Source organism: Pseudophaeobacter sp. 1A09344 (assembly GCF_041008745.1).
Lineage (GTDB): Bacteria > Pseudomonadota > Alphaproteobacteria > Rhodobacterales > Rhodobacteraceae > Phycobacter > Phycobacter gallaeciensis_A.
Map to the genome: position 1 here is coordinate 1 of NZ_JAXGFS010000004.1, position 22,955 is coordinate 22,955.

At 60.0% G+C, this 22,955-nt stretch carries 23 protein-coding genes; 5 read left to right on the top strand and 18 right to left on the bottom strand.

The window, feature by feature from the left end:
- The first annotated feature begins 210 nt into the window (after positions 1-210).
- The gene (locus tag SM765_RS07950) at positions 211-978 is read left to right on the top strand and encodes an SDR family oxidoreductase (protein WP_274837067.1); all 768 of its coding nucleotides are present in this window, start codon (positions 211-213) and stop codon (positions 976-978) included.
- 15 nt (positions 979-993) lie between these two features.
- On the opposite strand, the gene SM765_RS07955 is transcribed toward SM765_RS07950, so the two are convergent.
- The 10 genes from SM765_RS07955 to SM765_RS08000 form a co-directional block, all read right to left on the bottom strand.
- Entirely contained in the window at positions 994-1,857 is an 864-nt protein-coding gene (locus SM765_RS07955; protein ID WP_274833587.1) for an acyl-CoA thioesterase, read from the bottom strand.
- Positions 1,858-1,871: 14 nt separating this feature from the next.
- Positions 1,872-3,842 (bottom strand): acetoacetate--CoA ligase, encoded by a 1,971-nt coding sequence (locus SM765_RS07960; RefSeq protein WP_274834140.1) that lies wholly within the window; start codon positions 3,840-3,842, stop codon positions 1,872-1,874.
- Positions 3,842-5,053, bottom strand: coding sequence for a serine hydrolase domain-containing protein (locus SM765_RS07965; protein ID WP_370571168.1), 1,212 nt, complete (start codon positions 5,051-5,053; stop codon positions 3,842-3,844). Before SM765_RS07965 ends, SM765_RS07960 begins: the two co-directional genes overlap by 1 nt.
- A gap of 39 nt (positions 5,054-5,092) precedes the next feature.
- Complete coding sequence (locus tag SM765_RS07970; RefSeq protein ID WP_368981482.1) at positions 5,093-5,863, bottom strand: enoyl-CoA hydratase/isomerase family protein; 771 nt, start codon at positions 5,861-5,863, stop codon at positions 5,093-5,095.
- A gap of 244 nt (positions 5,864-6,107) precedes the next feature.
- On the bottom strand, positions 6,108-7,142 hold the full coding sequence (locus SM765_RS07975) for a phosphotransferase family protein (protein ID WP_274837069.1): 1,035 nt from the start codon (positions 7,140-7,142) through the stop codon (positions 6,108-6,110).
- A gap of 11 nt (positions 7,143-7,153) precedes the next feature.
- Positions 7,154-7,804, bottom strand: coding sequence for a histidine phosphatase family protein (locus SM765_RS07980; protein WP_274837070.1), 651 nt, complete (start codon positions 7,802-7,804; stop codon positions 7,154-7,156).
- Between the two features lie 3 nt (positions 7,805-7,807).
- Entirely contained in the window at positions 7,808-8,818 is a 1,011-nt protein-coding gene (locus SM765_RS07985; RefSeq protein WP_274837071.1) for an NAD(P)H-dependent flavin oxidoreductase, read from the bottom strand.
- 30 nt (positions 8,819-8,848) lie between these two features.
- Positions 8,849-9,664, bottom strand: coding sequence for an SDR family NAD(P)-dependent oxidoreductase (locus tag SM765_RS07990; RefSeq protein ID WP_274837072.1), 816 nt, complete (start codon positions 9,662-9,664; stop codon positions 8,849-8,851).
- A gap of 10 nt (positions 9,665-9,674) precedes the next feature.
- The gene (locus SM765_RS07995; protein WP_274837074.1) at positions 9,675-10,790 is read right to left on the bottom strand and encodes an acyl-CoA dehydrogenase family protein; all 1,116 of its coding nucleotides are present in this window, start codon (positions 10,788-10,790) and stop codon (positions 9,675-9,677) included.
- Positions 10,791-10,795: 5 nt separating this feature from the next.
- Entirely contained in the window at positions 10,796-11,971 is a 1,176-nt protein-coding gene (locus SM765_RS08000) for an acyl-CoA dehydrogenase family protein (RefSeq protein WP_274837075.1), read from the bottom strand.
- Positions 11,972-12,111: 140 nt separating this feature from the next.
- Between SM765_RS08000 and SM765_RS08005 the strand changes: the two genes are divergently transcribed.
- From SM765_RS08005 to SM765_RS08015, 3 genes are all read left to right on the top strand, one after another.
- On the top strand, positions 12,112-13,107 hold the full coding sequence (locus tag SM765_RS08005) for an NADPH:quinone oxidoreductase family protein (RefSeq protein ID WP_274837076.1): 996 nt from the start codon (positions 12,112-12,114) through the stop codon (positions 13,105-13,107).
- 167 nt (positions 13,108-13,274) lie between these two features.
- Positions 13,275-13,727, top strand: coding sequence for a type II 3-dehydroquinate dehydratase (gene aroQ / locus SM765_RS08010; RefSeq protein ID WP_274833605.1), 453 nt, complete (start codon positions 13,275-13,277; stop codon positions 13,725-13,727).
- Positions 13,724-14,479 carry an autoinducer binding domain-containing protein gene (locus SM765_RS08015; RefSeq protein ID WP_274837077.1) on the top strand — a complete coding sequence of 252 codons (756 nt, stop codon included), beginning with the start codon at positions 13,724-13,726 and terminating at the stop codon, positions 14,477-14,479. The genes aroQ and SM765_RS08015 overlap by 4 nt, the downstream gene beginning before the upstream one ends.
- Positions 14,480-14,925: 446 nt before the next feature.
- Here SM765_RS08015 and tsf read toward each other — a convergent pair whose 3' ends face one another.
- The 5 genes from tsf to SM765_RS08040 form a co-directional block, all read right to left on the bottom strand.
- On the bottom strand, positions 14,926-15,801 hold the full coding sequence (gene tsf, locus SM765_RS08020) for a translation elongation factor Ts (RefSeq protein ID WP_065270299.1): 876 nt from the start codon (positions 15,799-15,801) through the stop codon (positions 14,926-14,928).
- Between the two features lie 78 nt (positions 15,802-15,879).
- Positions 15,880-16,647 (bottom strand): 30S ribosomal protein S2, encoded by a 768-nt coding sequence (rpsB, locus tag SM765_RS08025; RefSeq protein ID WP_065270300.1) that lies wholly within the window; start codon positions 16,645-16,647, stop codon positions 15,880-15,882.
- Between the two features lie 156 nt (positions 16,648-16,803).
- Positions 16,804-17,643, bottom strand: coding sequence for a lyso-ornithine lipid O-acyltransferase (olsA, locus tag SM765_RS08030; protein WP_274837078.1), 840 nt, complete (start codon positions 17,641-17,643; stop codon positions 16,804-16,806).
- 7 nt (positions 17,644-17,650) lie between these two features.
- Positions 17,651-18,409, bottom strand: a complete 759-nt coding sequence (gene olsB, locus SM765_RS08035; RefSeq protein WP_274837079.1) for an L-ornithine N(alpha)-acyltransferase — start codon at positions 18,407-18,409, stop codon at positions 17,651-17,653.
- Positions 18,410-18,513: 104 nt separating this feature from the next.
- The gene (locus tag SM765_RS08040) at positions 18,514-18,696 is read right to left on the bottom strand and encodes a DUF3553 domain-containing protein (RefSeq protein ID WP_065270303.1); all 183 of its coding nucleotides are present in this window, start codon (positions 18,694-18,696) and stop codon (positions 18,514-18,516) included.
- 29 nt (positions 18,697-18,725) lie between these two features.
- Here SM765_RS08040 and SM765_RS08045 point away from each other — a divergent pair, with 29 nt between their 5' ends.
- Positions 18,726-19,322, top strand: coding sequence for a histidine phosphotransferase family protein (locus SM765_RS08045; RefSeq protein ID WP_065270304.1), 597 nt, complete (start codon positions 18,726-18,728; stop codon positions 19,320-19,322).
- Positions 19,323-19,387: 65 nt separating this feature from the next.
- On the opposite strand, the gene SM765_RS08050 is transcribed toward SM765_RS08045, so the two are convergent.
- The 3 genes from SM765_RS08050 to obgE all read right to left on the bottom strand — a co-directional run bounded on the left by SM765_RS08050 (position 19,388) and on the right by obgE (position 22,855).
- Entirely contained in the window at positions 19,388-20,653 is a 1,266-nt protein-coding gene (locus SM765_RS08050; RefSeq protein ID WP_274837249.1) for a glutamate-5-semialdehyde dehydrogenase, read from the bottom strand.
- Between the two features lie 73 nt (positions 20,654-20,726).
- Positions 20,727-21,833 carry a glutamate 5-kinase gene (proB, locus tag SM765_RS08055; RefSeq protein ID WP_274837080.1) on the bottom strand — a complete coding sequence of 369 codons (1,107 nt, stop codon included), beginning with the start codon at positions 21,831-21,833 and terminating at the stop codon, positions 20,727-20,729.
- A complete protein-coding gene (obgE, locus tag SM765_RS08060) occupies positions 21,821-22,855 on the bottom strand; it encodes a GTPase ObgE (RefSeq protein ID WP_274837081.1) in 1,035 nt (344 codons plus the stop codon). The genes proB and obgE overlap by 13 nt, the downstream gene beginning before the upstream one ends.
- Positions 22,856-22,955 lie beyond the last annotated feature (100 nt).

Below are 22,955 nucleotides of genomic sequence, written 5' to 3' on the forward strand. Positions count from 1 at the left end.
CTCTGTGTGGGCCATGTCCGTTCTCCTTGCTTTTCAGCAAGATAGGGGATGTGTCGCAACCCAGTTTAGAATGTGCCCTGCTACCGCGCAGCAATCGTATAATTGGTATTATGTTATATATCTGGAATTCCGTTCCGTCACACGGGATTGGCAGCTCCTCTTGCTCCGGCTAGCGTGAATTCGGGTCAAATATGGAGCGCAAGATCAATCATGCAAATCAAAAACAGCTGTGTTGTCGTCACCGGCGCTGCCCATGGGATTGGGAAAGGACTAGCCGAGAAATTTGCGCAGATGGGCGCCGCGCATGTGATCTGCGCCGATATCGATCTTGCCGGAGCTGAGGCAACGGCGATCGAGATCGGCGGCACTGCCAAGCATGTGGACGTCGCATCCGAGGACAGCATCGCTGCGTTGGTCGATTGTGTGGAAACCGAGATCGCACCGATTACCCTGTTCTGCGCCAACGCTGGTATCCTGACCCGCGGCGGTTTTGAGATCAGCAATGACGACTGGCAGAGGATCTGGGACATCAACGTAATGTCCCACGTCTGGACCGCGCGGCATCTGGTGCCACGTATGCTGGAACGCGGCGGCGGATACATCCTGAACACGGCCTCGGCCGCAGGTCTGCTCAACCAGATCGGCGCCGCGCCCTATGGCGTCACCAAACACGCGGCCGTTGGCTTTTCTGAATGGCTGGCAATCACTTATGGCGATCAGGGCATAGGCGTTTCGGTCCTGTGCCCGCAGGCCGTCCGGTCAGAAATGACCCGTGGATTAGAAAACAGCGTCGCCAGTGTCGACGGGCTTCTGGAGCCCGAAGATGTGGCCACCGCCTGCGCCGAAGCGATTGAGGCTGGCAAGTTCCTGGTGCTGCCACACCCCAAGGTCGAAAGCTACATGCGGGCCAAGACGGCCGATTATGACCGCTGGATCACCGGCATGCAGAAACTGCGCGATCGCTTTGATAACACGTGATTTTTGAAGACGCACTCAGCTGCTGATCGGTCGCATCAGCCCTTCTTGTGCAACGCTGGCCACCAGTTGGCCATCCTGCGTGTAGATCGAGCCGCGGTTAAAGCCGCGGCCATTCCCGGCAAAAGGTGAATCCATCGTATAAAGGTGCCAGTTTTCAAACCGCACCGGTGCATGGAACCACATGGCATGGTCCAGGCTCGCGGTCATCGCTTCGGGCTTGTACCAGGTCAGGCCGTGTGGACGCAGCGCGGACCCCAAGAGACCAAAGTCCGATGCATAGGCCATCAGCACATGTTGCAGCTCTGGCCCAGCGTCCTTGGCGGATTCCATTCTGATCCACATGTGATTGATATCGCTGCAAACCTGGGGATCCAGCGGATCGCGCGGCTCAATATCGCGGATTTCGAACGGACGCTGACGGGTGAATTCCTCGCGCATGTCCTCTGAAATCCGGTGGGCGTGCAGCTCGTGCAGCTCATCACGGCTCTGCAACCCATCCGGCGGCGGGACATCCGGCATTGTGTGCTGGTGGCTCCAGCCGGGTTCTTCCTTGTGGAACGATGCGGCAAGGTTGAGGATCTGCTTGCCGTTTTGAATGGCGATGACGCGCCGGGTAGTGAAACTCCCGCCATCGCGGGCCGGATCGACCTCATAAATGACTGGGCTTGCGGGATCGCCTGGCCGAATGAAATAGGCATGCAGCGAATGGCACAACCGCCCAGACACCGTGGCATAGGCTGCCGTCAGTGCCTGGGCGATAACCTGCCCGCCATAAATCCGCATGGGGGTTTCACCACCGGAGCCAATGCCACGATACAGGTTCGTATCCAGCCGCTCCAGATCCAGAAGATTGAGCAAAACCTTCCCAACATCATTCATCTATGGCGCCTTCCTCAACCAGCCTCCCGCGTCTTTGCATAGGCGATGAACAGATCGAAACTGTCAGGGTTGGCCATCGAGTCACGGTTCACGACTTTTGCGGGGTCCCCTCCAAGTAGCAGCTTTTTCACGGGCACTTCCAGCTTCTTTCCCGAAAGCGTGCGCGGGACTTCGGGGACGCTGATTATTTCATCAGGCACGAACCGCGCCGACACGCCGCTGCGGATCGCACTTCGGATCTTGTCGCGCATGGCGTCATCCAGTTCCTGCCCGTTGGCCAGAACCACGAACAGCGGCATGAAACTGTCACGCCCGAGGAATTCCAGATCGACAACAAGGCTGTCCAGCACGTCCTCAAGACCTTCGACGGCCTGATAGATTTCTGAAGAGCCAAGCCGCAGCCCGCGCCGGTTGATCGTCGCGTCCGATCGGCCATAGATCACCGATCCGCCCTCGGGTGTGATTTCGATCCAGTCGCCATGGCGCCAGATACCGGGATAGGTATCGAAATAGCTGTCATGCAGGCGCGATCCGTCTTCATCACCCCAGAAAAACAAGGGCATAGACGGCAAAGGTTCGGTGCAGACCAGCTCTCCGACGCTGCCGATCACTTCCTGACCGGTCTCATCAAATGCGCGCACCGCATTGCCAAGCGCGCGGCACTGCATTTCGCCCGCGCGCACCGGCAGCATGACGTTGCCGCAGACGAAGGCGCCGCACAGATCGGTACCGCCGGAGATCGGCGCCAGCCAGATGTCGGCCTTTACCTCGGAATACACCCAGTCATAGCCATCCGAGGTCAGCGGCGATCCAGTGGTGCCCAGCGAGACCAGCGCCGACAGATCAAGATCATGCCCGGGTCTGATGCCGGATTTCACGCAGGCGGTGATATAAGCGGCGCCGACGCCCAGGTAGGTGATCCGCTCATCCGCGCAGCACCGCCACAGGTCCAGCATATCGGGGTGGTTCGGCGCCCGGTCATAAAGCAGTGTCGTTGCGCCCTGCCCCAAGGCCACGAATTGCGCGTTCCACATCACCCAGCCCGACGACGTCAGCCAGCAAAACCGGCTGTCGGAACTCAGATCCTGATGAAGCGATTGCTTGACGCCTTCGAACAGGATGCCACCGTGCCCGTGCACGATGGGTTTAGGATTCCCGGTGGTGCCAGAGGAATAGACCACCCACAGCGGATGATCGAAAGGAACCGGCGTAAACTCCAGCGGGGCGTGAACATCCCCGATCATATCATGCCAATGGGTTGCGCCATCGGGCAGATCACCGACCACCGGCAGTACCACGCGGTGGGTCACGCTTGGCAGGCCGTCGGCAATGGTGGTCAGCACTTCGCGCCGGTCCATGGTCTTGCCCGCATGCACATATCCGTCCTGATAGATCAGGACCTTGGGCTCGATCTGGCGGAACCGGTCCAGAATGGCGACATGGCCCATGTCCGGCGCGCAAAGCGACCAGATGCCGCCAAGGCTGGCGGTGGCCAGACAGGCGATAATCGCGGCCTCGGTATTGGGCAAAACGGCGGTGACCCTGTCGCCCTGCCCGACGCCCATGGCCCGCAGGTTTGCAGCTACGCTGGCCACCTGAGCTGCGAGTTCGGCCCAGGTCAGCTCGGAACGGCCAAAGGTTTCAGAATGAACGACAAGCGCCTGTTCCTGCGGGGTTTTGTCGACCTGCCGCAGAATGTGCCTGGCCCAGTTCAACTCTCCGCCCGGGCACCATTCTGCGCCAGGCATGCTGCGATTGCCCAAGATACAGCTTGGCGGCGTGGTAAATTCCAGATCAAAGAACTCGGCCAATGCGCCCCAGAACCCTTCAAGGTCGGAAACGCTCCACTCCCACAGGCCATTGTAATCGTCGAAGGTTTTTCCCTTCTCCGCAGCTAGCCAGCGCTCGAATGCCGCCATGCGGCTCGCCTCGGCGCGCTCCGCGCTTGGGGTCCACAGGATCTTACGGTCGGGAATATCGCTCATCAGATCACTGCCCCATGTACCAGCGCCTTCAGCTCAGCCCGCGAGGGATAGGAACTGCTGGGCGACAGCTGGGTAAAGAACACGACCGACAGATCCAACACCGGGTCCATCCAGAAGAAGGTCGAAGCCATGCCGCCCCAGCTAAAGTCACCTACGGACCCGGGGCAGCGCGCCCGACCGGGATCCATCACCACGGCGCCGCCTAGGCCAAAACCCATGCCTTCCATCGGCTGTTCGGCAAAACTTTGCGGCCCCATGGAGGCGATATCCCCAGGCAGATGGTTCCGCATCATGAAATCAGCGGTTTTCGGGCTGATCAGATAGCCATCCTTATGGGCGCCGCGGCGCCGCAGCATTTCGGAAAACTTCATGTAGTCATCGATGGTTCCGACCAACCCGCCGCCACCAGACATCATCTCAGTCGTTTCAAACGGAGAGCCCCCGTGCAGATCCGTCAGGCGCAGGGTTTCGCCGCCGGTCTTTGCCGAATTCAGCGCCATCGCATCCCCGGCGAGCGGAGTATAGAGCGAGGCAAAGCGATCACCGGTGCCACGCGGGACCCGGAACGCTGTCTCGGTCATGCCGAGCGGAGCAAAGATTTCGGTTTCAAAAAAATCGCCAAGTGTCTTGCCCGAAACAACTTCGACGACGCGGCCCAGAACATCGATACTGACCGAGTATTCCCAGCGTGTGCCGGGTTGAAAGGCGAGCGGATAGGCAGCCAGTTCCTCCGCCATCTTTTCCAATTTACCCTGCCCCGGTTTGAACATCAGCTGCTGCTCTTCCATGGCTGCGGGCAAAACGCCGGGGTTGAAAGGATAGCTGAGACCGCTGGTATGGGTCAGCAGTTCATGCAGCGTCGGCGCCCGGCTGGGTTCAACCTGATCAATTGCCGTTGCCCCTGGGACCAGTGCCTGCATGTCGGTGAATTCGGGAATGAAATCCGACACCGGCGCATCCAGGTGAAACAGCCCCTTTTCCAGCAGCATCATGATGGCAAGGGAGGTCACCGGTTTGGTCATCGAATAGATCCGTACCAGCGTATCGCGGGTAAAAGGCAGGCCTTCCTCGATATTTCTCAGACCCGTTGCGTGAAAGAACGCTTCCTGGCCACCTTCGTTGATCAAGACCGAACTGCCGGCATATTTCCTTTGATCCACATAGCGTTGCTGCCATGCCTTCACGCGGTCCAGCCGGTCGTGGTCCAGCATTGATTTCCTCCCTGTCTGTCTTGGTGCGGGCCGGTGTGCCTACTCGCCCCGGCCGCTGATCATCTTTTCCATCGCGGCCTTGGTTTCGGAATTGAACCAGCCACCCTCTGGTGCGTTACCACCTGCGGCGATCCCTGCCTTGATGCGGTTGATTACCTCGCCGCGCAGCTGCATCTTGACCGAGGCAAAGGTCTGCGGCGGCAATTCCGCCAGCTTACGGGCCTCGCGCAGCGCGTAGATCTCAAGATCCTCCATATCCTCGGCGATGATATCGACGAGGCCATAATTGCGCGCTGCAATCGGACCGATAGATTGCCCGGTCAGCATCAGGCGCCGCTGCGTGTTGCTGTCGAGCGTAGCTTTGGCGATTTCCAGCGGCCCGATCGGGAAGTCCGCGCCGACGCGCACCTCGGCCAGTCCATAGGCGGATCTGGAGTGGCCGATCCGCACGTCGCTGGCCAGAACGAAAAACAACCCACCGGCAATTGCAGCGCCGCCAACAGCAGCCACTACCGGTTTCGGGCAGCTGTAAAGCGCCAGGAAGCCTTCGTTCAGGCCGCGCACAATGGCGTGCTGCTGCTCAAGATCGAACTCCTGCGCTTCTTTCAGATCCAGCCCGGCGGAAAAGACTTTGAACGGGCTTTTCAACACGATGGCGCTGACCGCCGGACCCTGTCCCATCTCGTCAATCTTGGTTGCGAACTCCATCAGGAAATCCGCGCTCAGCGCGTTGACCGGCGCCCGTCCCAGTTGCAGTTCTACGATTCCGTCACCAAGGTCCCTGGTGTTCAGCCAGCCAGCCTCTGTCATTGACGTGTTCCTCCCAATTGGCCGCGGCGGACCACGAGCCATGTTTCAGTCCATAATGCGCAGCCTTTGGCTACGGGTCGAGTGTTAAGAGATACGTAAAACCACGCAAGTCGTTGGCCCGCCGCGTGTAAAAATCCGATATTCTTGAAAAACGGCCGCCAAAACTGACGGCCTCTATAAGACCGCAAAGCGGCGAGCAGCCATGCGGCAACGGCAAGTGACCCGCCCTGCCCGGCGTGTCGCCTTACTTGGTGCTGCTCAGTGCGTTGAGTCCACTTTGCGCGAAGATGGGAACAAAATCCCCCAGCTTGCGGGCGCGTTCCGGGTTCGATGCGTTGCCATCCAGCGCGCGTTTCAGGACCCCTTGAAGAATGCCCGCCATCCGGAAAAAACTGAACGAGAGGTAGAAGCCGAAGTTGTCGATCTCCGGCAGGCCACGGCGGCGGCAATAGGCCTCGATGAACTCCTGATCCGACGGCAGGCCGAGTGCCTTGCGATCCAGCCCGGCCAATCCGCGCCCCTCTTGTCCCGGTGGCATCTGCCACTGCATGATCACACCCGCCAGATCGGCATAGGGATGTCCGATGGTCGAAAGCTCCCAATCCAGCACCGCAAGGCAGCGCGGCTCATCGGAACTGAAGATCATATTGTCGATGCGGTAATCGCCATGGACCAGACCGCGCTGACCGTCATCGGCGGGCATCTGTTCCTCAAGGGACTTCATCAGCTCGTCCATCTCTGGGATGGTCCGGGTTTCCGAGGCCTTGTATTGCTTGGTCCAACGGCCCAGCTGACGTTCGAAATAGTTGCCGGGCGGCCCATAGTCCGAAAGCCCCACCGCGTCGACATCGACGTCATGCAGCGCCGCGAGCACCCGGTTCATATCGTCAATCACCGCGCCGCGGGTTGCGGGGTCGGTATCGCCCATCACAGGATCGGTGAAATTGCGCCCCGCAACGTGGTCCATGATGTAGAAGGCCGAGCCAATCACGCTGTCGTCCTCGCACAGAAGATGCATCCGGGCCACCGGTACCTCGGTATCAGCCAGCGCCTTTTGCACCCGGAATTCACGGTCCACCGCATGGGCAGATTTCAGCAGCACCCCCGGCGGTTTGCGCCGCAGAACGTATTGCCCTGCTGGCGTTTTAATCAGGAAGGTCGGGTTCGACTGTCCGGTTGCGAATTTTTGCACCTCGACCGCGCCGTCAAAGCCGGGAAGACGCCCATCAAGGAAAGTCCGGATCGCATCAATGTCCAGGGTCTGGGTATCGCTGCTCATCTCTTGCTCCTTCAGCTATAGCTCATCAGCTTTGCGCGCTCTGCATCATGAAAGTGCGGTACTGAGTTGAATTCATGCAGGAAAAACTTCCCCCTTCCGGAAATGAACCGGGTCAGGGAGGTGTTCTTGACCTGTAGGTTCAGGGCAATCATCTGGCTGTCCGGAACCTGCAACGTTGCGGCGACAAGCCGGGCAATCACCCCGCCGGAACTGACCACCAAAACACGTTCGGCCTCAGTATCCGCCGCATGTTGACGCGCGGCCTCAACCCGGGCGATGAACTCTGCCCAACTTTCCGAGGCACCGGACACGCCGCCCTGCTGCCATTCGGCAAGGGTTTCGCGCAGGGCGCGAAAATGGGTTTTGCGGTCCTGGATCACCTCGGATGGGGCCTGCCCGCCGAACCGGCTGTGCAGCAGATCGTGGAAATCATATTCATTCCAGCCTGCATGCTCTTCCGGGGCGACGTCAAATCCCATTTCCTGCAACGTCTGTTTCTGCCGCGCCAGAGCGCCGGTGATGGCGCGATCCGGGGTCCAGCCCATCGCCCGCAGGGTATCGCCCAACAGGCGCCCCTGATTGCGGCCCTTTTCGCTCAACTCATCGTAGTTGTCCGCACCGAAAGAGGCTTGCCCGTGCCGGACCACAAGAATTTCTGCCATGGGTCAGCCTGTAAACTCTGCCGCCAGCCGCGCCCCTGCGGTGCGGTATTCGCGGTCGAAACGGTCCACCAGTTCCGCAGTCGAGCAAACCTCGGTCACCGCGCCGATGCCCTGCCCGGACCCCCAGATCTCTTTCCACGCCTTTGGTTTGGACGACCCGCTGCCAAAGTTCATCGAGGAGGCATCCGCGGTCGGCAGGTTGTCCGGGTCCATACCTGCACGGGACACGGATTTCTTTAGATAGTTCCCCCAAACCCCGGTAAACAAAGAGGAGTAGACAATATCCTCGGCGCCGGATTCGACGATCATGTCCTTGTATTCGCTTTGGGCGTTTGCCTCATGCGTGGCGATAAAGGGCGAGCCGGCATAGCCGAAGTCGGCGCCCATGGCACGCGCGGCCAGCAGGGATTCGCCGGTTGCAATGGCGCCCGACAAGGCTAGCGGACCATCGAACCAGCTGCGGATCTCGCGGATCAGGGCGAAGGGCGATTGCTGCCCGGCGTGCCCGCCGGCACCGGCGGCCACGGCCACCAGACCGTCGGCACCTTTTTCGATCGCCTTCTTGGCAAAGCGGTTGTTGATCACATCGTGCAGCACCACGCCGCCGCAGGAATGTGCTGCCTCGTTCACCTCGGGGCGCGCGCCAAGCGAGGTGATCCAAACCGGTACTTTCCAGCGGCTGCAAATCTCCAGATCCCGTTCCAACCGGGTGTTGGACCGGTGCACGATCTGATTGACGGCAAAGGGCGCTGCCGGACGGTCCGGGTTTTCCTGATTGTGGCGGTCCAGCTCTTCGGTGATCTGCTTCAGCCAGGCCTCCAGTAATGGCGGCTCGCCCTCAGCTTCGCGTGCGTTCAGCGCCGGAAAGGCCCCGATGATCCCAGCCTTGCACTGGGCGATCACCAGCTCCGGCACCGAAATGATAAACAGCGGCGATGCGATCAGCGGGATGCGCAATCCGCGCAGGGCGGCAGGCAGGTGATCCTCATTCCGGGACCAGGTGGCGTCAGTCATCTTATAACCTCAAGTCTTTGTTTTTATTCGTCAGTCGAGCGCGCTTTGGAACAGGTTGTGCCCCGACATCACATTGATACCGCCGGATACGGGGATCACTGCGCCGGTGACGTAGGACCCACCGCGCCCGGCCAGAAACAGCACGCAGCCGGCGATGTCATCGTCCCGCCCGACGCGGCCCAGCGGCACATCATTGCCGACCTTTTCACGCTTCTCCTCATCGCCAGTGGCAAAGGCGGTCATCCGCGACACAAACGGCCCCGGTGCCAGCGCATTGACGGTGACGTGCTGATGGGCAAGCTCCTTGGCCAGGATTTTGGACATATGGATCACCGCGGCCTTTGACGCGGCATAGCTGTAGGCGCCATCACCCATCGGGATTTCCCCCATGACCGAACCGACGTTGATCACCCGCGCCGGATCATCCGCATCCGAGGAGGCAATCAGCAGCGGCAGCAGTTTTTGTGTCAGATCGAAGACCCCTGCGACGTTGACCGACATCACCTTTTCCCAGGCCTTATGGGGAAACTGCCCCAGCGGCGCGCCCCAGGTCACCCCGGAATTGTTCATCAGGATATGCAGAGCGGGGGTGCGGGCCTTGATTTCCTCGACCAGCGCATCGATCCCTTCGACTGTGCCGATATCGGCGGCAAAACCTTCAGCCGATCCCGGCGCATCCATCGCGTTCAACTCTTCTGCGACCGCGACGCAGGCGTCGCCTTTGCGCGATGCGATCAGCACCCGCGCCCCGGCCCGCACCATCGCTTCGGCTGCCATCCGGCCAATGCCTGTGGCGCCGCCGGTGATCAGAGCGGTTTTGCCCTCCAGTGAAAACAGATCCATCATATCCTGTCCTTTAAAATCCGCGCAGCCGCGCCACCTGCGCAGCGTGGTAGCCGTAATCACCCAGCCATTCTGCCGCGACGCGGGCGCGTTTCATATAGAAACCCATGTCATAGGCGTCGGTCATGCCGATCCCGCCATGCATCTGCACGCCTTCGCGCGCGGCGAGTTGCGCCGTATCAGTCGCCCGCGCCTTGGCCACTGAAACCGCCAACGTGGCGGCATCCGGATCAGCGTCCAGAATCCGGCCTGCCTGCAGCACGGCTGAGGTTGTCATCTCGATCTCGCACCACAGATGCGCGGCGCGGTGTTGCAAGGCCTGAAAACTGGCGATGGTGACACCAAACTGCTTCCGTTCTTTTAGATACTCGGTGGTCATGGCAAAGGCCGCTTGCGCCAGACCGGTGCTTTCGGCGGCAAGGGCAGCCTGCCCGGCCTCCAGCCCATAACGCAACAGTGCCCTGCCATCCCCGGCAGCGCCGAGCAATTCGTCGCCCGAGACGGTAACATCATCAAACTCCAGCCGTGCCGCGTCGCGGCTGTCGATCATCGCAGATACATTGCACCTCAGCCCCGCGCGGTCAGCAGGCAGATCAAACAGGCACGGGCCGTCCTCGCTTTGCGCCAGAACCAGCACGTGATCGGCATTTCCTCCATCCACGACAAAGCGCTTTTCACCCTTCAGGACGTAGCCGTTGCCGCGCTTTTCTGCCGTGAGTTCAATGCGCTCCGGATTGAACTTGGAGCCTTCATCAACAGCAATGGCATAGGTCCGCGCGCCGCTGGCAATCTGCGCCAGTGCCGCCTGACATCGTGGATCATCAAGCCGCCGCAAAACCGTCGCCGCCATGACGACTGTGCTCAGGAACGGGCTGACGGCAAGCGTCCGGCCCATTTCACCTGCCAGCACATGGGCGGCGGCGTGCCCCATGTCAGCGCCGCCTGCGCTTTCCGGGACCAAAATCCCGGCCCAGCCCGCATCGACCATTTCCTGCCATAAGGCATCGTCGCGGGTCTGGTTGGCGTCGCGCAACTCCCGCAGGCGCGAGACTGGAGCGGATCTGTCCAAAAGCCCCCGGGCGGCTTCCTGCAGCATGATTTCTTCTTCAGTTTGAATGAGTTTCAGCATCAGTCTTACCCCGGAAGCCCCAGAATGCGGCGGGAAATGATCGACAGCATCACCTCGGAGGTGCCGCCCTCGATCGAGTTCGCCTTGGTGCGCAGCCAGGAGGGCGCACGCCCGTCATCCCAGTCCAGTGCATCGCTGCCGCCTGCGGCCATCACCAGTTCCAGTCGGCGTTTGTTGAGCTCGGTTCCGGCATATTTCAGCATCGCAGAGGCATCACCGACGCCCTGCCCGCCTTCAGCCTGATCCTTGTAGCGTTCCAGCGTCATCTCCATCGCCAATGCGTCGACTTCCGTGCGCATCGCGTCGGCTCGCAGCACCGGATCGCTTTGGCCGGTTTCCGCATCGCCCAGAACCGCTCCCAGCGCCCGGCCCGCGCCCATGGTCTGCCCGCCGGCGCTGATCATCTCGCGTTCGTGGGTCAGCAGGTATTTGGCCACGTCCCAGCCCCGATTCACGTCCCCGACCACCTGAAATTTCGGCACCTCAACGTCATCAAAGAAGGTTTCGCAAAATGGCGAGGCGCCGGAAATCAGCCGGATCGGGCGGGTCGAAACCCCTTTTGAACTCATATCCATCAGGATAAAGGAAATTCCCTTATGCTTGGGCGCGTCGCGGTCGGTGCGCAGCAGCGCAAAAATCCAATCGGCCTTGTCCGCATAAGAGGTCCAGATCTTCTGCCCATTGACCAGCCAGTGATCGCCTCGATCCTCGGCCCGTGACTGAACCCCAGCAAGATCAGAACCCGCGCCCGGCTCAGAATAGCCCTGACACCAACGGATTTCACCGCGCGCAATGGGCGGCAGGTAGGTTTGCTTCTGCTCTTCGCTGCCGAACTTCAAAAGGGCCGGGCCGAGCATCCAGATTCCAAAACTATCAAGCGGCGAGCGCGCGCCCAGTTCTGCCATCTCCTCTTTCAGGATCTTGTCCTGCGCCCGGGTAAGGCCAGCACCGCCATAGGCACGCGGCCAGGTTGGAACCGTCAGTCCGGCAGCAGCGCAGCGATCCAGCCAGAGTTTCTGCGCGGGAGAAGAAAACTCCCAAGTCTTGCCGCCCCAGCAGATGGCACCTTCGCCACTGGCGCCATCGCGCATGTCGTCGGGGCAATTCTCCTCCAGCCATGCCCGGATTTGCTTGCGAAACTCAGGTGTATCCGCAAACTCCGGCTGTGTACTCGTGGTCATGATCTCCCCCCATGGTTCCACCCGGCTCGTGATGTTTCACATAGCAGAATTGCATTTCGCTATTCCATTGACAACGCTCCAGACAGCCCCAAGACTTTACGTAATTTTGGCATCTGACACTGGTGGGAAGAGGAAAAAACATGAAAGCAATGCTCAGCATCGAGCCCGGCGGACCCGAGAGTCTGACATGGACGGAGCTACCGGACCCGGCGCCTGCCAAGGGGGAATTGTTGGTAGAAATCCGTGCCGCCGGCGTCAATTTTCCCGATACGCTGATCATTCAGGACCTCTATCAGATGAAGCCCCCGCGCCCCTTTGCGCCCGGCGGTGAAATCGCCGGAGTGGTCGCCGCCATTGGTGAGGGTGTCGAAGGCTACGCCATTGGGGATAGGGTTCTGGCACTGACAGGCCATGGTGGATTTGCGACCCATCGCTGCATCGACGCAGCGCAGGCGATCCGTATTCCCGACGCGATGCCGTTTGAGGACGCCGCCTGTTTCGTTTTTACCTATGGCACATCCTATCACGCGCTGAAGGACCGCGCGCATATGAAACCGGGCGAAAGCCTTTTGATCCTGGGGGCTGCCGGCGGTGTCGGCGTGGCTGCCATCGAACTGGGCAAGGCGATGGGCGCCAAGGTGATCGCGGCAGTGTCTTCGGACGACAAGGCTGCCTTCTGCCGCGAGGTTGGAGCGGATGAAACGCTGGTCTACGGCCGCAGCCTCGACAAGGGGCAGCAGAAAGATTTTTCGTCCCAGATCAAAGCCCTGTCGGGAAAAGATGGTGTTGATGTAGTCTATGACTCCGTGGGCGGCGCCTATTCGGAACCAGCCTTGCGGGCGATGGCCTGGGAAGGCCGGTTTCTGGTCGTTGGCTTCCCGGCCGGCATCGCGCAAATCCCTATGAATCTGCCGCTTCTGAAAGGTTGTGATATCGTAGGCGTGTTCTGGGGGGCCTCTGTCTATCGTGACCCCAAGGGCCATGCAGAAAACATGGCTGAATTGTTCGCCCTTTACGAGCAAGGCAAGATCAAACCACGTATCAGCGAAACCCTGAAGATGCAGGATGCTGCCACTGCGCTGAACCTTGTGCAGGACCGCAAGGCGCTGGGCAAAATCGTCCTGACCAACGATTAACATTTGGGGTGCAGCACCACAGGAGGCCGGATGATGGCGCTGCACCTTCCGCGAAGTAAACTCTCTGTAACAAAGTAGGAACACGTTCAAAAAGGCGCATATACGCCGTCGCTTTTAATAAAGTTCTCCTGTAGTTTCCGGGACATGAACTGCACAAGGATAATGCGATGCGCAGTATTCTGATCCTCAATGGTCCGAATCTTAATCTTCTGGGGACGCGCCAGCCGGAAGTCTACGGACGGGAAACCCTGGAAATGGCCGAAGCAGCCTGCGTTGCCCATGCCAGAGCGCAGGGTCTTGAGGCTGTCTGCCTGCAATCCAATCACGAAGGTGTGTTGCTGGATGCCATTCATGCGGCGCGCGGCACCCATTCCGGGGTCATCCTGAACGCTGGCGCGTACACGCATACGTCAATTGCGCTAATGGACGCGCTCTTTTCGGTTGAAATTCCCGCCGTTGAGGTCCACCTATCCAACATCCACGCCCGCGAAGAGTTTCGCCACAGGTCATTTATCTCGCGTGCCGTCATCGGCCAGATTTGCGGTTTTGGAACACAGGGGTATTTGTTTGCCATCGATGCCCTAGCCAAGCATTTTGAACGAGAGGCGGAGCCTGAATGAACCTTTCTGACTATCTGCATTTCGTGTGCGGGGCCAAGACGCTCGAAGAGCTGTGGCATGGGCACGTGGATCAGATGGCAAAGTTCGAATTTGACAGGCTGATTTACGGATACACTCGCTACAAGACAGAAACCTCTCTGGGGGATCCGGAAGATTTTGTCGTGCTGTCCAACCATTCGCCGGAGTACCTGAACGGGTTCCTGCACCGGGGCCTTTATTCCAGCGCGCCGATGCTGCGCTGGGCACTGGAAAACGAAGGCGCCGGCAGCTGGCATCTGATTCAGAGGATGATCGAGAATGGTGAGCTTGGCCCGGATGGCGAACGGGTGCTGGAGTTCAACAGAAAGATGAAGATGAACGCGGGCTATACGGTCAGCTTTCATTCCAATTCGGCGCGTTTCAAAGGTGCGATCTCGCTGGCTGCGCGCAGTGAGCTGTCCCAGGACGAGGTCGATGCGATCTGGGTTGAACACGGCAGCGATATCATCCTTATGAACAACGTGGCGCATCTGAAAATCCTCACCCTACCCTATAGTCCTCCGAACCGGGCCCTCACCAAACGGCAACGGGAAGCGCTGCAATGGGTCGGAGATGGCAAGACGACGCAGGACATCGCGATCCTCATGGGCCTGACCCCGGCCACGGTCGAAAAGCACCTGCGCCTGGCCCGGGACGCGCTGGCAGTGGAGACAACGGCCCAGGCCGTCCTCAAGGCAGCCTTGCACAACCAGATGTATGTGATGGAATCCTGACGGGATCCCCCTACCCGGCCTGGCTATTGTGAGTTTCCGCTAGGGAGGTTTAAGCCTGCCAGACGCTAAAGAGCGTCAAATAGGTAAGGAATACACTACTACCGATTTCGTACAAAAAGACGCAGTCTGTAAATGTTCCGTGAGTGGTGGCTTTAGCCTAGGAACTTTGGGAAACGACCCTTGTAATACCAAGGCTCTCCGACCTGTGTGGTTGCCGACGCTTATACTCAGCGTCGGTGATCATGTTTTTGGGGTCCCATCCATCCCTATCAGTGGGGCCCCATATTCCCCGATCATATCCCCTATTCGCCCTGCCAGTTCGCCCTGGGCTGGCTCAGACGTTCCTCGAACCGAGACACGATCCTCTAACCCACCAAAGTACTCAAGAAACGCAAAAAAGGCCGGTAGGTTTCCCCACCGGCCCCTTAAAAGTCTGTCTAGGCAGATTAGCCCTGAGCCGCTTTTGCGACTTCAGCTGCGAAATCTTCTTTTTCGACTTCGATGCCTTCACCAACCTCAACACGGATGAAACCGGTCACGGTGGCGCCAGCTTCCTTGGCAGCGGCTTCGACGGTCAGGTCGGGATTCACGACGAACTGCTGGTTCAGCAGTGTCGATTCCGCAACGAATTTCTTCATGCGGCCAACGATCATCTTCTCGATCACCTGCTCCGGCTTGCCGGATTCACGGGCGATGTCCATCTGAACTTGCTTCTCTTTCTCGACAACCGCCGGGTCCATATCAGCTTCGCTCAGGGCAGCGGGGTTAACCGCGGCGATGTGCATTGCAACCTGCTTGCCAAAGGCTTCGTCGCCACCGGTCATTGCAACCAGGACACCGATTTTGCCCATGCCGTCAGCGGCAGCGTTGTGCACGTAGGACACAACAGTTTCGCCTTCGATCTTGGCCATCCGGCGCAGGGTCATGTTTTCGCCGATGGTGGCGATCTTGTCGGTCAGGGTGTCAGCAACGGATTTACCACCCAGATCGGCCGCGTTCAGACCGTCGACGTCATCAACGTTCAGAGCTGCCTTGGCGATGCCGGCAACCATTTCCTGGAATTCGCCGTTCTTCGCAACGAAGTCGGTTTCCGAGTTCACTTCAACGGCGACGCCCTTGCCACCTTCGACGACGACAGCGACCAGGCCTTCGGCTGCGGTGCGGCCGGATTTCTTGGCGGCTTTGGCGAGACCTTTGGTGCGCAGCCAGTCGACGGCCGCTTCCATGTCGCCATTGGTTTCGGTCAGCGCTTTTTTGGCGTCCATCATGCCGGCGCCGGTCGAGTCGCGCAGTTCTTTCACGAGTGCTGCTGTGATTGCCATGTTAGGCTCTCCTCAAATCGAAACGGAATTGGGGCAGGAAATACCCTGCCCCTGATGTCAAATCTGTGACAGGCAGGATCAGGCCTGAGCTTCCTCGGAAACAGCTTCCTCTTCGGGAGCTTCTTCCAGGGCGCCAAGGTCAACACCAGCTGCACCCAGCTGTGCGGACATGCCGTCCAGCGCAGCGCGGGCAACCAGATCGCAGTACAGAGCGATGGCGCGGGACGCGTCGTCGTTGCCGGGGATGATGTAGTCAACGCCATCGGGCGAGCAGTTGGTGTCGACGATTGCCACAACCGGGATACCCAGTTTCTTGGCTTCGGCGATGGCCAGCGCTTCTTTTTTAACGTCGATGACGAACAGCAGGTCCGGCACGCCGCCCATTTCGCGGATCCCGCCAAGCGAGGCCTGCAGTTTGGTCTGGTCACGTTCCATGCCCAGGCGCTCTTTCTTGGTGAGGCCTTCAGCACCGGTTTCCATCTTCTCGTCGATTTCCTTCAGGCGGTTGATCGACTGGGAAACGGTTTTCCAGTTGGTGAGCGTGCCGCCCAGCCAACGGTGGTTCATGTAGTACTGAGCCGACTTCTCTGCCGCGTCTGCAATCGGCTGAGCCGCCTGACGCTTGGTGCCGACGAACAGGATACGGCCGCCTTTTGCAACGGTGTCACGAACAACCTGCAGAGCCTGGTCCAGCATCGGAACGGTCTGGGTGAGGTCCATGATGTGAATGCCGTTGCGCGCGCCATAGATGAAAGGCGACATGCGCGGGTTCCAGCGCTGAGTCTGGTGGCCGAAGTGAACGCCAGCTTCGAGCAGCTGACGCATGGTGAACTCGGGAAGAGCCATGCTATCTTTTCCTTTTCCGGTTTAATCCTCGGCGGGGGTCTCAGAGCGGATGCTCCAACCGGCGGGCCGTTGGGGATGTCTCCCCCAAATCGGCCCAAACCCCGCCTGCGGGTTCGATGGCGCGCGTATAAGTCACCTTTGACAGGGGCGCAAGGCTTATTTCGCTGCCTTTGCCCGCAACTGCTCATGGCCTGCGCGCACTTGGGCCTCGCAGGCCGCCGCCAGATCTTTGCGATTTGAAAAATCAGCAACGCGTAGCGGCGGGTGGTACATCAGCTCAACCCGGCCTTGCCGGGTCGCAGCAAGGGTTTTCAGCAGATGCGGCCCAAACTCCATATCCCCCCACCAGCCATAGAACCGGTCCGGCGCACCGCTGGGGGCGAAGAACACCACCGATACCGGCTGAACATGCATGAAATCGCGCAGATGGTCACTGAAGAATGCGGCGAAGAGTGTTGTTTTGAATGGCAAAACCCTGAGGCCATCGGTCGAGGTGCCTTCAGGAAAGAACAACAGCTTGTGCCCGGCCTTCAGGCGCTCTTCGAACAGCAGGGTTTGCTCTTTGGCTTTCTTGGGGTTGCGGTCGATGAACACGGTTCCGGTCGCCCGCGCCAGCCAACCGATGCCGGGCCACCCTGCGACCTCGGCCTTGGAGACGAAATAAATCCGCTTTCGCGCGTTGAGGGCGAAAATATCCAGCCAGGACGTATGGTTGGCCACGACGGCCCCGCGCTGCTGCATGAGGGCGCCGGTGGTGGAAAACCCCATACCCAGCACCCGGAAGGCATTGCGGCAGACGAATTGGGTAATGAAAGGCGTCACGGGTCGGTGCAGCCCACACAGCGGATATTCGATCAGCCGTACCAGAAGCAGAACAAGCAGCCCGCCGAATACCAGCGTCCCAAGCACCAAGACCCTGACGCAGACCAGCATCCACCCGAGCGGACCGATCCGCACCGGATCAGGCGCCTCATCACTGTGCCAAACCGGGCTCATCGCAGGCTCACGCGCCCCCGCCGCCGGTATAGATCCGTTTCTGACGCGCGTTCATCCGCTCGGTATCCAGAACCAGACAGACGTCCGTGGTGTTGAATGTGTGGTCAACAAATGCGCCATCGCCGACAAAGCCGCCCAGACGCAGGTAGGCCTTGATCAGCGCTGGCATATCCACCATCGCCTTGCGCCGGTCCAGTTGCTGCGGATCAATCAGATCCATTGGCTGGTAAACGCGCGAACGCACCCGCAGATCTGGCGGCGCAAGATGGTTGTGATGCAGCATCGTCAAAGGGGCAGCCAGTTCCTGCGCGTCGGTACCGGGGAAGCTGGCGACGCCAAACAGAACCTCTATCTCATGCTCGGCAACGTATTGCGCCAGACCGTTCCACAGGTGGAACATCCCCGCGCCGCCGCGATACTCCGGGTGCAGGCAGGACCGGCCCAGTTCCAGCAACCTGCGGCCCGAGGATTTGAGCGGCGTCAGATCATACTCATCCTCGGAATAGAACTGCCCAACCTCAGCTGCGCGATCACTGGTCAGCAGGCGGTAAACGCCCACCACCTGACCACTGTTGGTATCAGTTAGCAGCATATGATCGAAAAACGGATCGAACCGGTCGCGTTCAAGCCCGGCCGCGTGATCGACAAGCTCCCCATCTCCGCCCAGTTCGGTCACAAAAACCTGATACCTCAGTGCCTGCGCCGCGCGCAGATCTTCTTCGGTCCGGGCCAGGCGCACAGAGAAGTCGGAAGGGGTGTCAGGCATCGGAATTCTCGGTGGTCGAAGCTGCTCTGCAGATAGCGTATCTGCTTTGAAACAGGCAAGAGTTTAACAAAACCGAAATGGGTTTATTAACTGGCCGTAAACCATTATGGCTCAAACACTGGAACAAGGGCCACTTGGCGTCCATCGAACACGAGCTTGCCCTGGTCCCGAAAATTGACGGTGATTTTGCCTGCGGCATTGGACTGTACCTGCCCGAGCCCCCATTCCGGGTGTTCCGGGTGTTTCACGTACATGCCCGGCGAAAGGATTGCATTGAGGTCAGTCATTTGAATTGGCCCAATTCGGAGGATATTACATGGCTGTAGATAATGAAGATCTGCCTGCATTGATAGGGTCGCGGATCTGCCACGATCTTATCAGCCCTATCGGCGCCATCAACAACGGCCTTGAACTGCTTGGAATGTCTGGCGAAGTTTCCGGTCCCGAGATGGAGTTGATTTCCGACAGCGTGACCAATGCCAATGCCCGCATCCGGTTTTTCCGCATTGCCTTTGGCGCCGCAGGTGATCAGCAGATGGGCCGCGCTGAGGTTGTTTCGGTTCTGGATGACGTCAGCAAGGGCGGGCGGCTCAGCTACCAGTGGGCCCCTCTCGAAGGATCCAGCCGCAGTGAGGTCCGCATGGCCTTCCTTGCCGCGCTCTGCCTGGAAAGCGCCCTGCCCTATGGCGGTACCATCACCGTGCTTTGCGCGGATGGGCATTGGACCGTCATCGGCGAAGGTCCGAAACTGAATGTGGATGATGCGCTCTGGGCGCGCCTCAGCGATGACAACGCAGAGGTGAAGATCTCCCCCGCGCAGGTCCAGTTCGCGATGCTGCCCTACGCCGCAAAGCAGGCAGAGCGGGACCTGAAGGTCGAGCAGGCGCTGGAAAAGATCTCGATCTTCTTCTGATTCAAACGATTTTTAGAATAGAAAACGCCACCCCAGCGGGTGGCGTTTTGCGTTTCATTTGGACCTCAGGCGCGCGTGGTTCCGTCGCCGCGCACCAGATATTTGAAACTGGTCAGCTGCGCCGCGCCCACCGGGCCACGGGCGTGCATCTTGCCGGTTGCGATACCGATTTCCGCGCCCATGCCGAACTCACCACCATCGGCAAACTGGGTCGAGGCATTGTGCATCAGGATGGCACTGTCGAGTTCGGCAAAGAACTGATCCACAGCCGCCTCATCCTCGGTCAGGATGCAATCGGTATGCTGGGAATGATGCGTCCGGATATAGGCGATTGCCTCGTCGATATCGGCGACCTGACGGGCCGAGATGATGGCGTCCAGATGCTCCTTACCCCAATCCTCGGCCGTGGCGACAACCATGTTCCCGGGGCCAGGCAGACCTTCCTCAGCGTGGATTTCGACGCCAGCTGTAGCCAAGGCAGTCAGGACATCCTTGCCGATGGTTTCGGCGATGTCCTGATGGATCAGCAGACATTCGGCGGCGCCGCAGATCCCGGTTCGCCGGGTTTTGGCGTTCAGCACCACGTCCAGCGCCTTTTGCGGGTCGGCGGATTTGTCGAGATAGATATGCACGATGCCTTCGAGATGGGCAAAGACCGGCACCCGCGCTTCGCGCTGCACCAGCCCAACCAGCCCTTTGCCGCCGCGGGGCACGATCACGTCGACATAATCGGTCATGGTCAGCAATTCCTGCACCGCCGCGCGGTCACGGGTCGGCACCAACTGCACCGCGGTTTCCGGCAGATCCGCCGCCTTCAGACCTTCGGCAAGGCAGGCATGGATGGCGCGCGCCGAATGGAAGCTTTCGGAGCCGCCGCGCAGGATCACCGCATTGCCGGATTTCAGGCACAGCGCGCCGGCATCCGCTGTCACATTGGGACGGCTTTCATAGATCACTCCGATCACGCCAAGAGGCGTCCGGACCCGCTGAATCCGAAGACCCGAGGGCTGCGTCCATTCCTCCAGCACCTCACCCACAGGATCACTCTGACCTGCCACGGCGCGCAAGCCATCGACGATGCCCTGAATACGCGCCTCATCCAGCATCAGCCGGTCCATCATGGCCGGCGAAAGCCCTTTGGAGCGCCCGAACTCCATATCCTTTTCATTGGCGGCAATGATCTGGTCACGCTGCTGCCAGACCGCATCTGCTGCGGCCAGAAGCGCCTTTTCCTTGCGTTCGGCACTGGCTGTGGCCAGTTTTTCCGCAGCTTTCCTTGCATTTTTGCCAAGCTCAGCCATCAGAGCCTGAATATCATCGGTGTCTTTCATCGGTATCATGCCTTTGACGTCCTCGGGTCACAGACTACTGCGAACCGCGAGGGAAATTCCATATAGAAGAAGATCAGAAGGCGATGTCGTCTCGGTGGATCAATGCGGCCCGGCCCGGATAGCCAAGCGTCGCTTCGATCTCGGCCGACTGGCGCCCCTGTATTGCGCGGGCCTCGCCACCGGTATAGCGCGACAAGCCCTGCCCCAGTTTGCGCCCGTCTGGGCCCAGGATGGCCAGCGGTTCCCCGCGGCCAAAGTCCCCCTCTACATAGCGTACCCCGGCAGGCAGCAGGCTGTTGCCGTTCATCAGGGCGTTGGCGGCCCCTTCGTCAATCGTGATCACGCCGCGCGTCTTCATCGCTGCGATCCAGCGTTTGCGCGCGGCTTGCGGATCGCCCTGCGCCACGAACCAGGTGCAGGGAACACTATCTTCCAGCGCTTTCAGTGGGTTAAGGGCCGAACCTTCAGTGATCACCATGGCGCAACCGGCCGCCGTGGCCATCTTGGCCGCCATCAATTTGGTTATCATGCCACCTTTGGACAGGCCCGACACCCCGTCGCCGGCCATGGCTTCGATCTCGGGTGTGATCTCTTCGATCCGGTCGAACCGGCGAGCCTCGGGATCGATCGCGGGGTTGGCGCTGTAGAACCCATCGACATCCGACAACAGGACCAGCGTATCTGCCCCGACGGTTACAGCGACCTGCGCCGCCAGCCTGTCGTTGTCGCCATAACGGATCTCGTCGGTGGCGATGGTGTCATTCTCGTTGACGATGGGCACCGCGCCCAGACCAATCAGGGTTTCCAGCGTCGCCCGGGAGTTGAGGTACCGACGCCGGTCCGAACTGTCCTCCAGCGTGACCAGCACCTGCGCGGTGGTGATCCCATGCGGTGCCAGCGCTTCCTCATAGGCACGAGCAAGGCGGATCTGACCCACGGCAGCAGCAGCCTGCGATTGCTCCAGCGGCAATTCGCGGCGCGGCAGATCGAGCACCCCGCGCCCCAGCGCGATCGAGCCGGAGGAGACGATCACCACATCCTTGCCCAGCGATTTCAGCCAGGCCACGTCATTGGCAAGGGAATGCAGCCAGCCAGAGCGCAACTGACCGCTGGCTCGGTCTACCAACAGCGCCGAGCCGATCTTGATGACGATGCGCCGGGCGTCGCTCAGGGCTGCCACGTCTCTTCCTCTTCCTCGGGTTTCAGACGCAGGCGATCCTCTTTGATCTGGTTGCGAAGGGTGCGCAGCACGTCGGTCAACCCGTGGCGGCTGACGCCAGACATCAGATGCACCGGCCCGCCGACGGCCGCCTCGAGGGCGGCATGCGCCTCGGCGCGCTCCTCGTCATCCAGCGCGTCCACCTTGTTCAGCGCAGTGATCCGGGGCTTTTCCGCCAACTCGCCGCCATAGGCTTCGAGCTCTCCAACGATGGTATGGTAATCCTCAACCAGCGTTTCCGAGGTGCCGTCCACCAGATGCAGCAGCACCGCGCAGCGTTCCACATGGCCCAGGAACCGGTCACCGATCCCGCGTCCCTCATGGGCGCCTTCGATCAGGCCCGGAATATCGGCAACCACGAATTCAGCGTTATCAACGCCAACCACGCCAAGGTTCGGATGCAGGGTGGTAAAGGGATAATCGGCAATCTTGGGCCGCGCATTGGAGGTCGCCGACAGGAAGGTCGATTTTCCCGCATTCGGCAAACCCAGCAGGCCGGCATCCGCGATCAGTTTCAGTCGCAGCCAGATGGTGCGCTCGACGCCGTCCTGACCGGGATTTGCACGGCGCGGCGCCTGGTTCACCGAGGTTTTGAAATGCAGGTTGCCAAAGCCGCCATTGCCGCCCTTGGCCAGCAGCACACGTTGACCGAGTTCGGTCATATCCGCCAGTACGGTCTCTTCATCCTCATCCAGAATTTCGGTGCCGACCGGCACCCGCAGGATGATATCATCGCCATCCTTGCCGGTGCGCTGACGCCCCATACCGGACTGGCCGTTCTTGGCAAAGAAGTGTTGCTGATAGCGAAAATCGATCAGGGTGTTGAGCCCGTCCACGGCCTCAACCCAGACCGAACCGCCCTTGCCACCGTCGCCGCCATCGGGACCACCGTGTTCGATGTATTTCTCACGCCGGAAGCTGATACACCCGTTCCCGCCTGCGCCGGAGCGAATATAGACCTTTGCCAGATCGAGGAATTTCATGTCAGCTCCTTCGTGCAGATCGCCAGGCGGCGGCTCCGCAGCTTTCGATTGTGGACAGGGGCATTGAGCACCCCATGCCATGGTTTTGCGATTGGCTTAT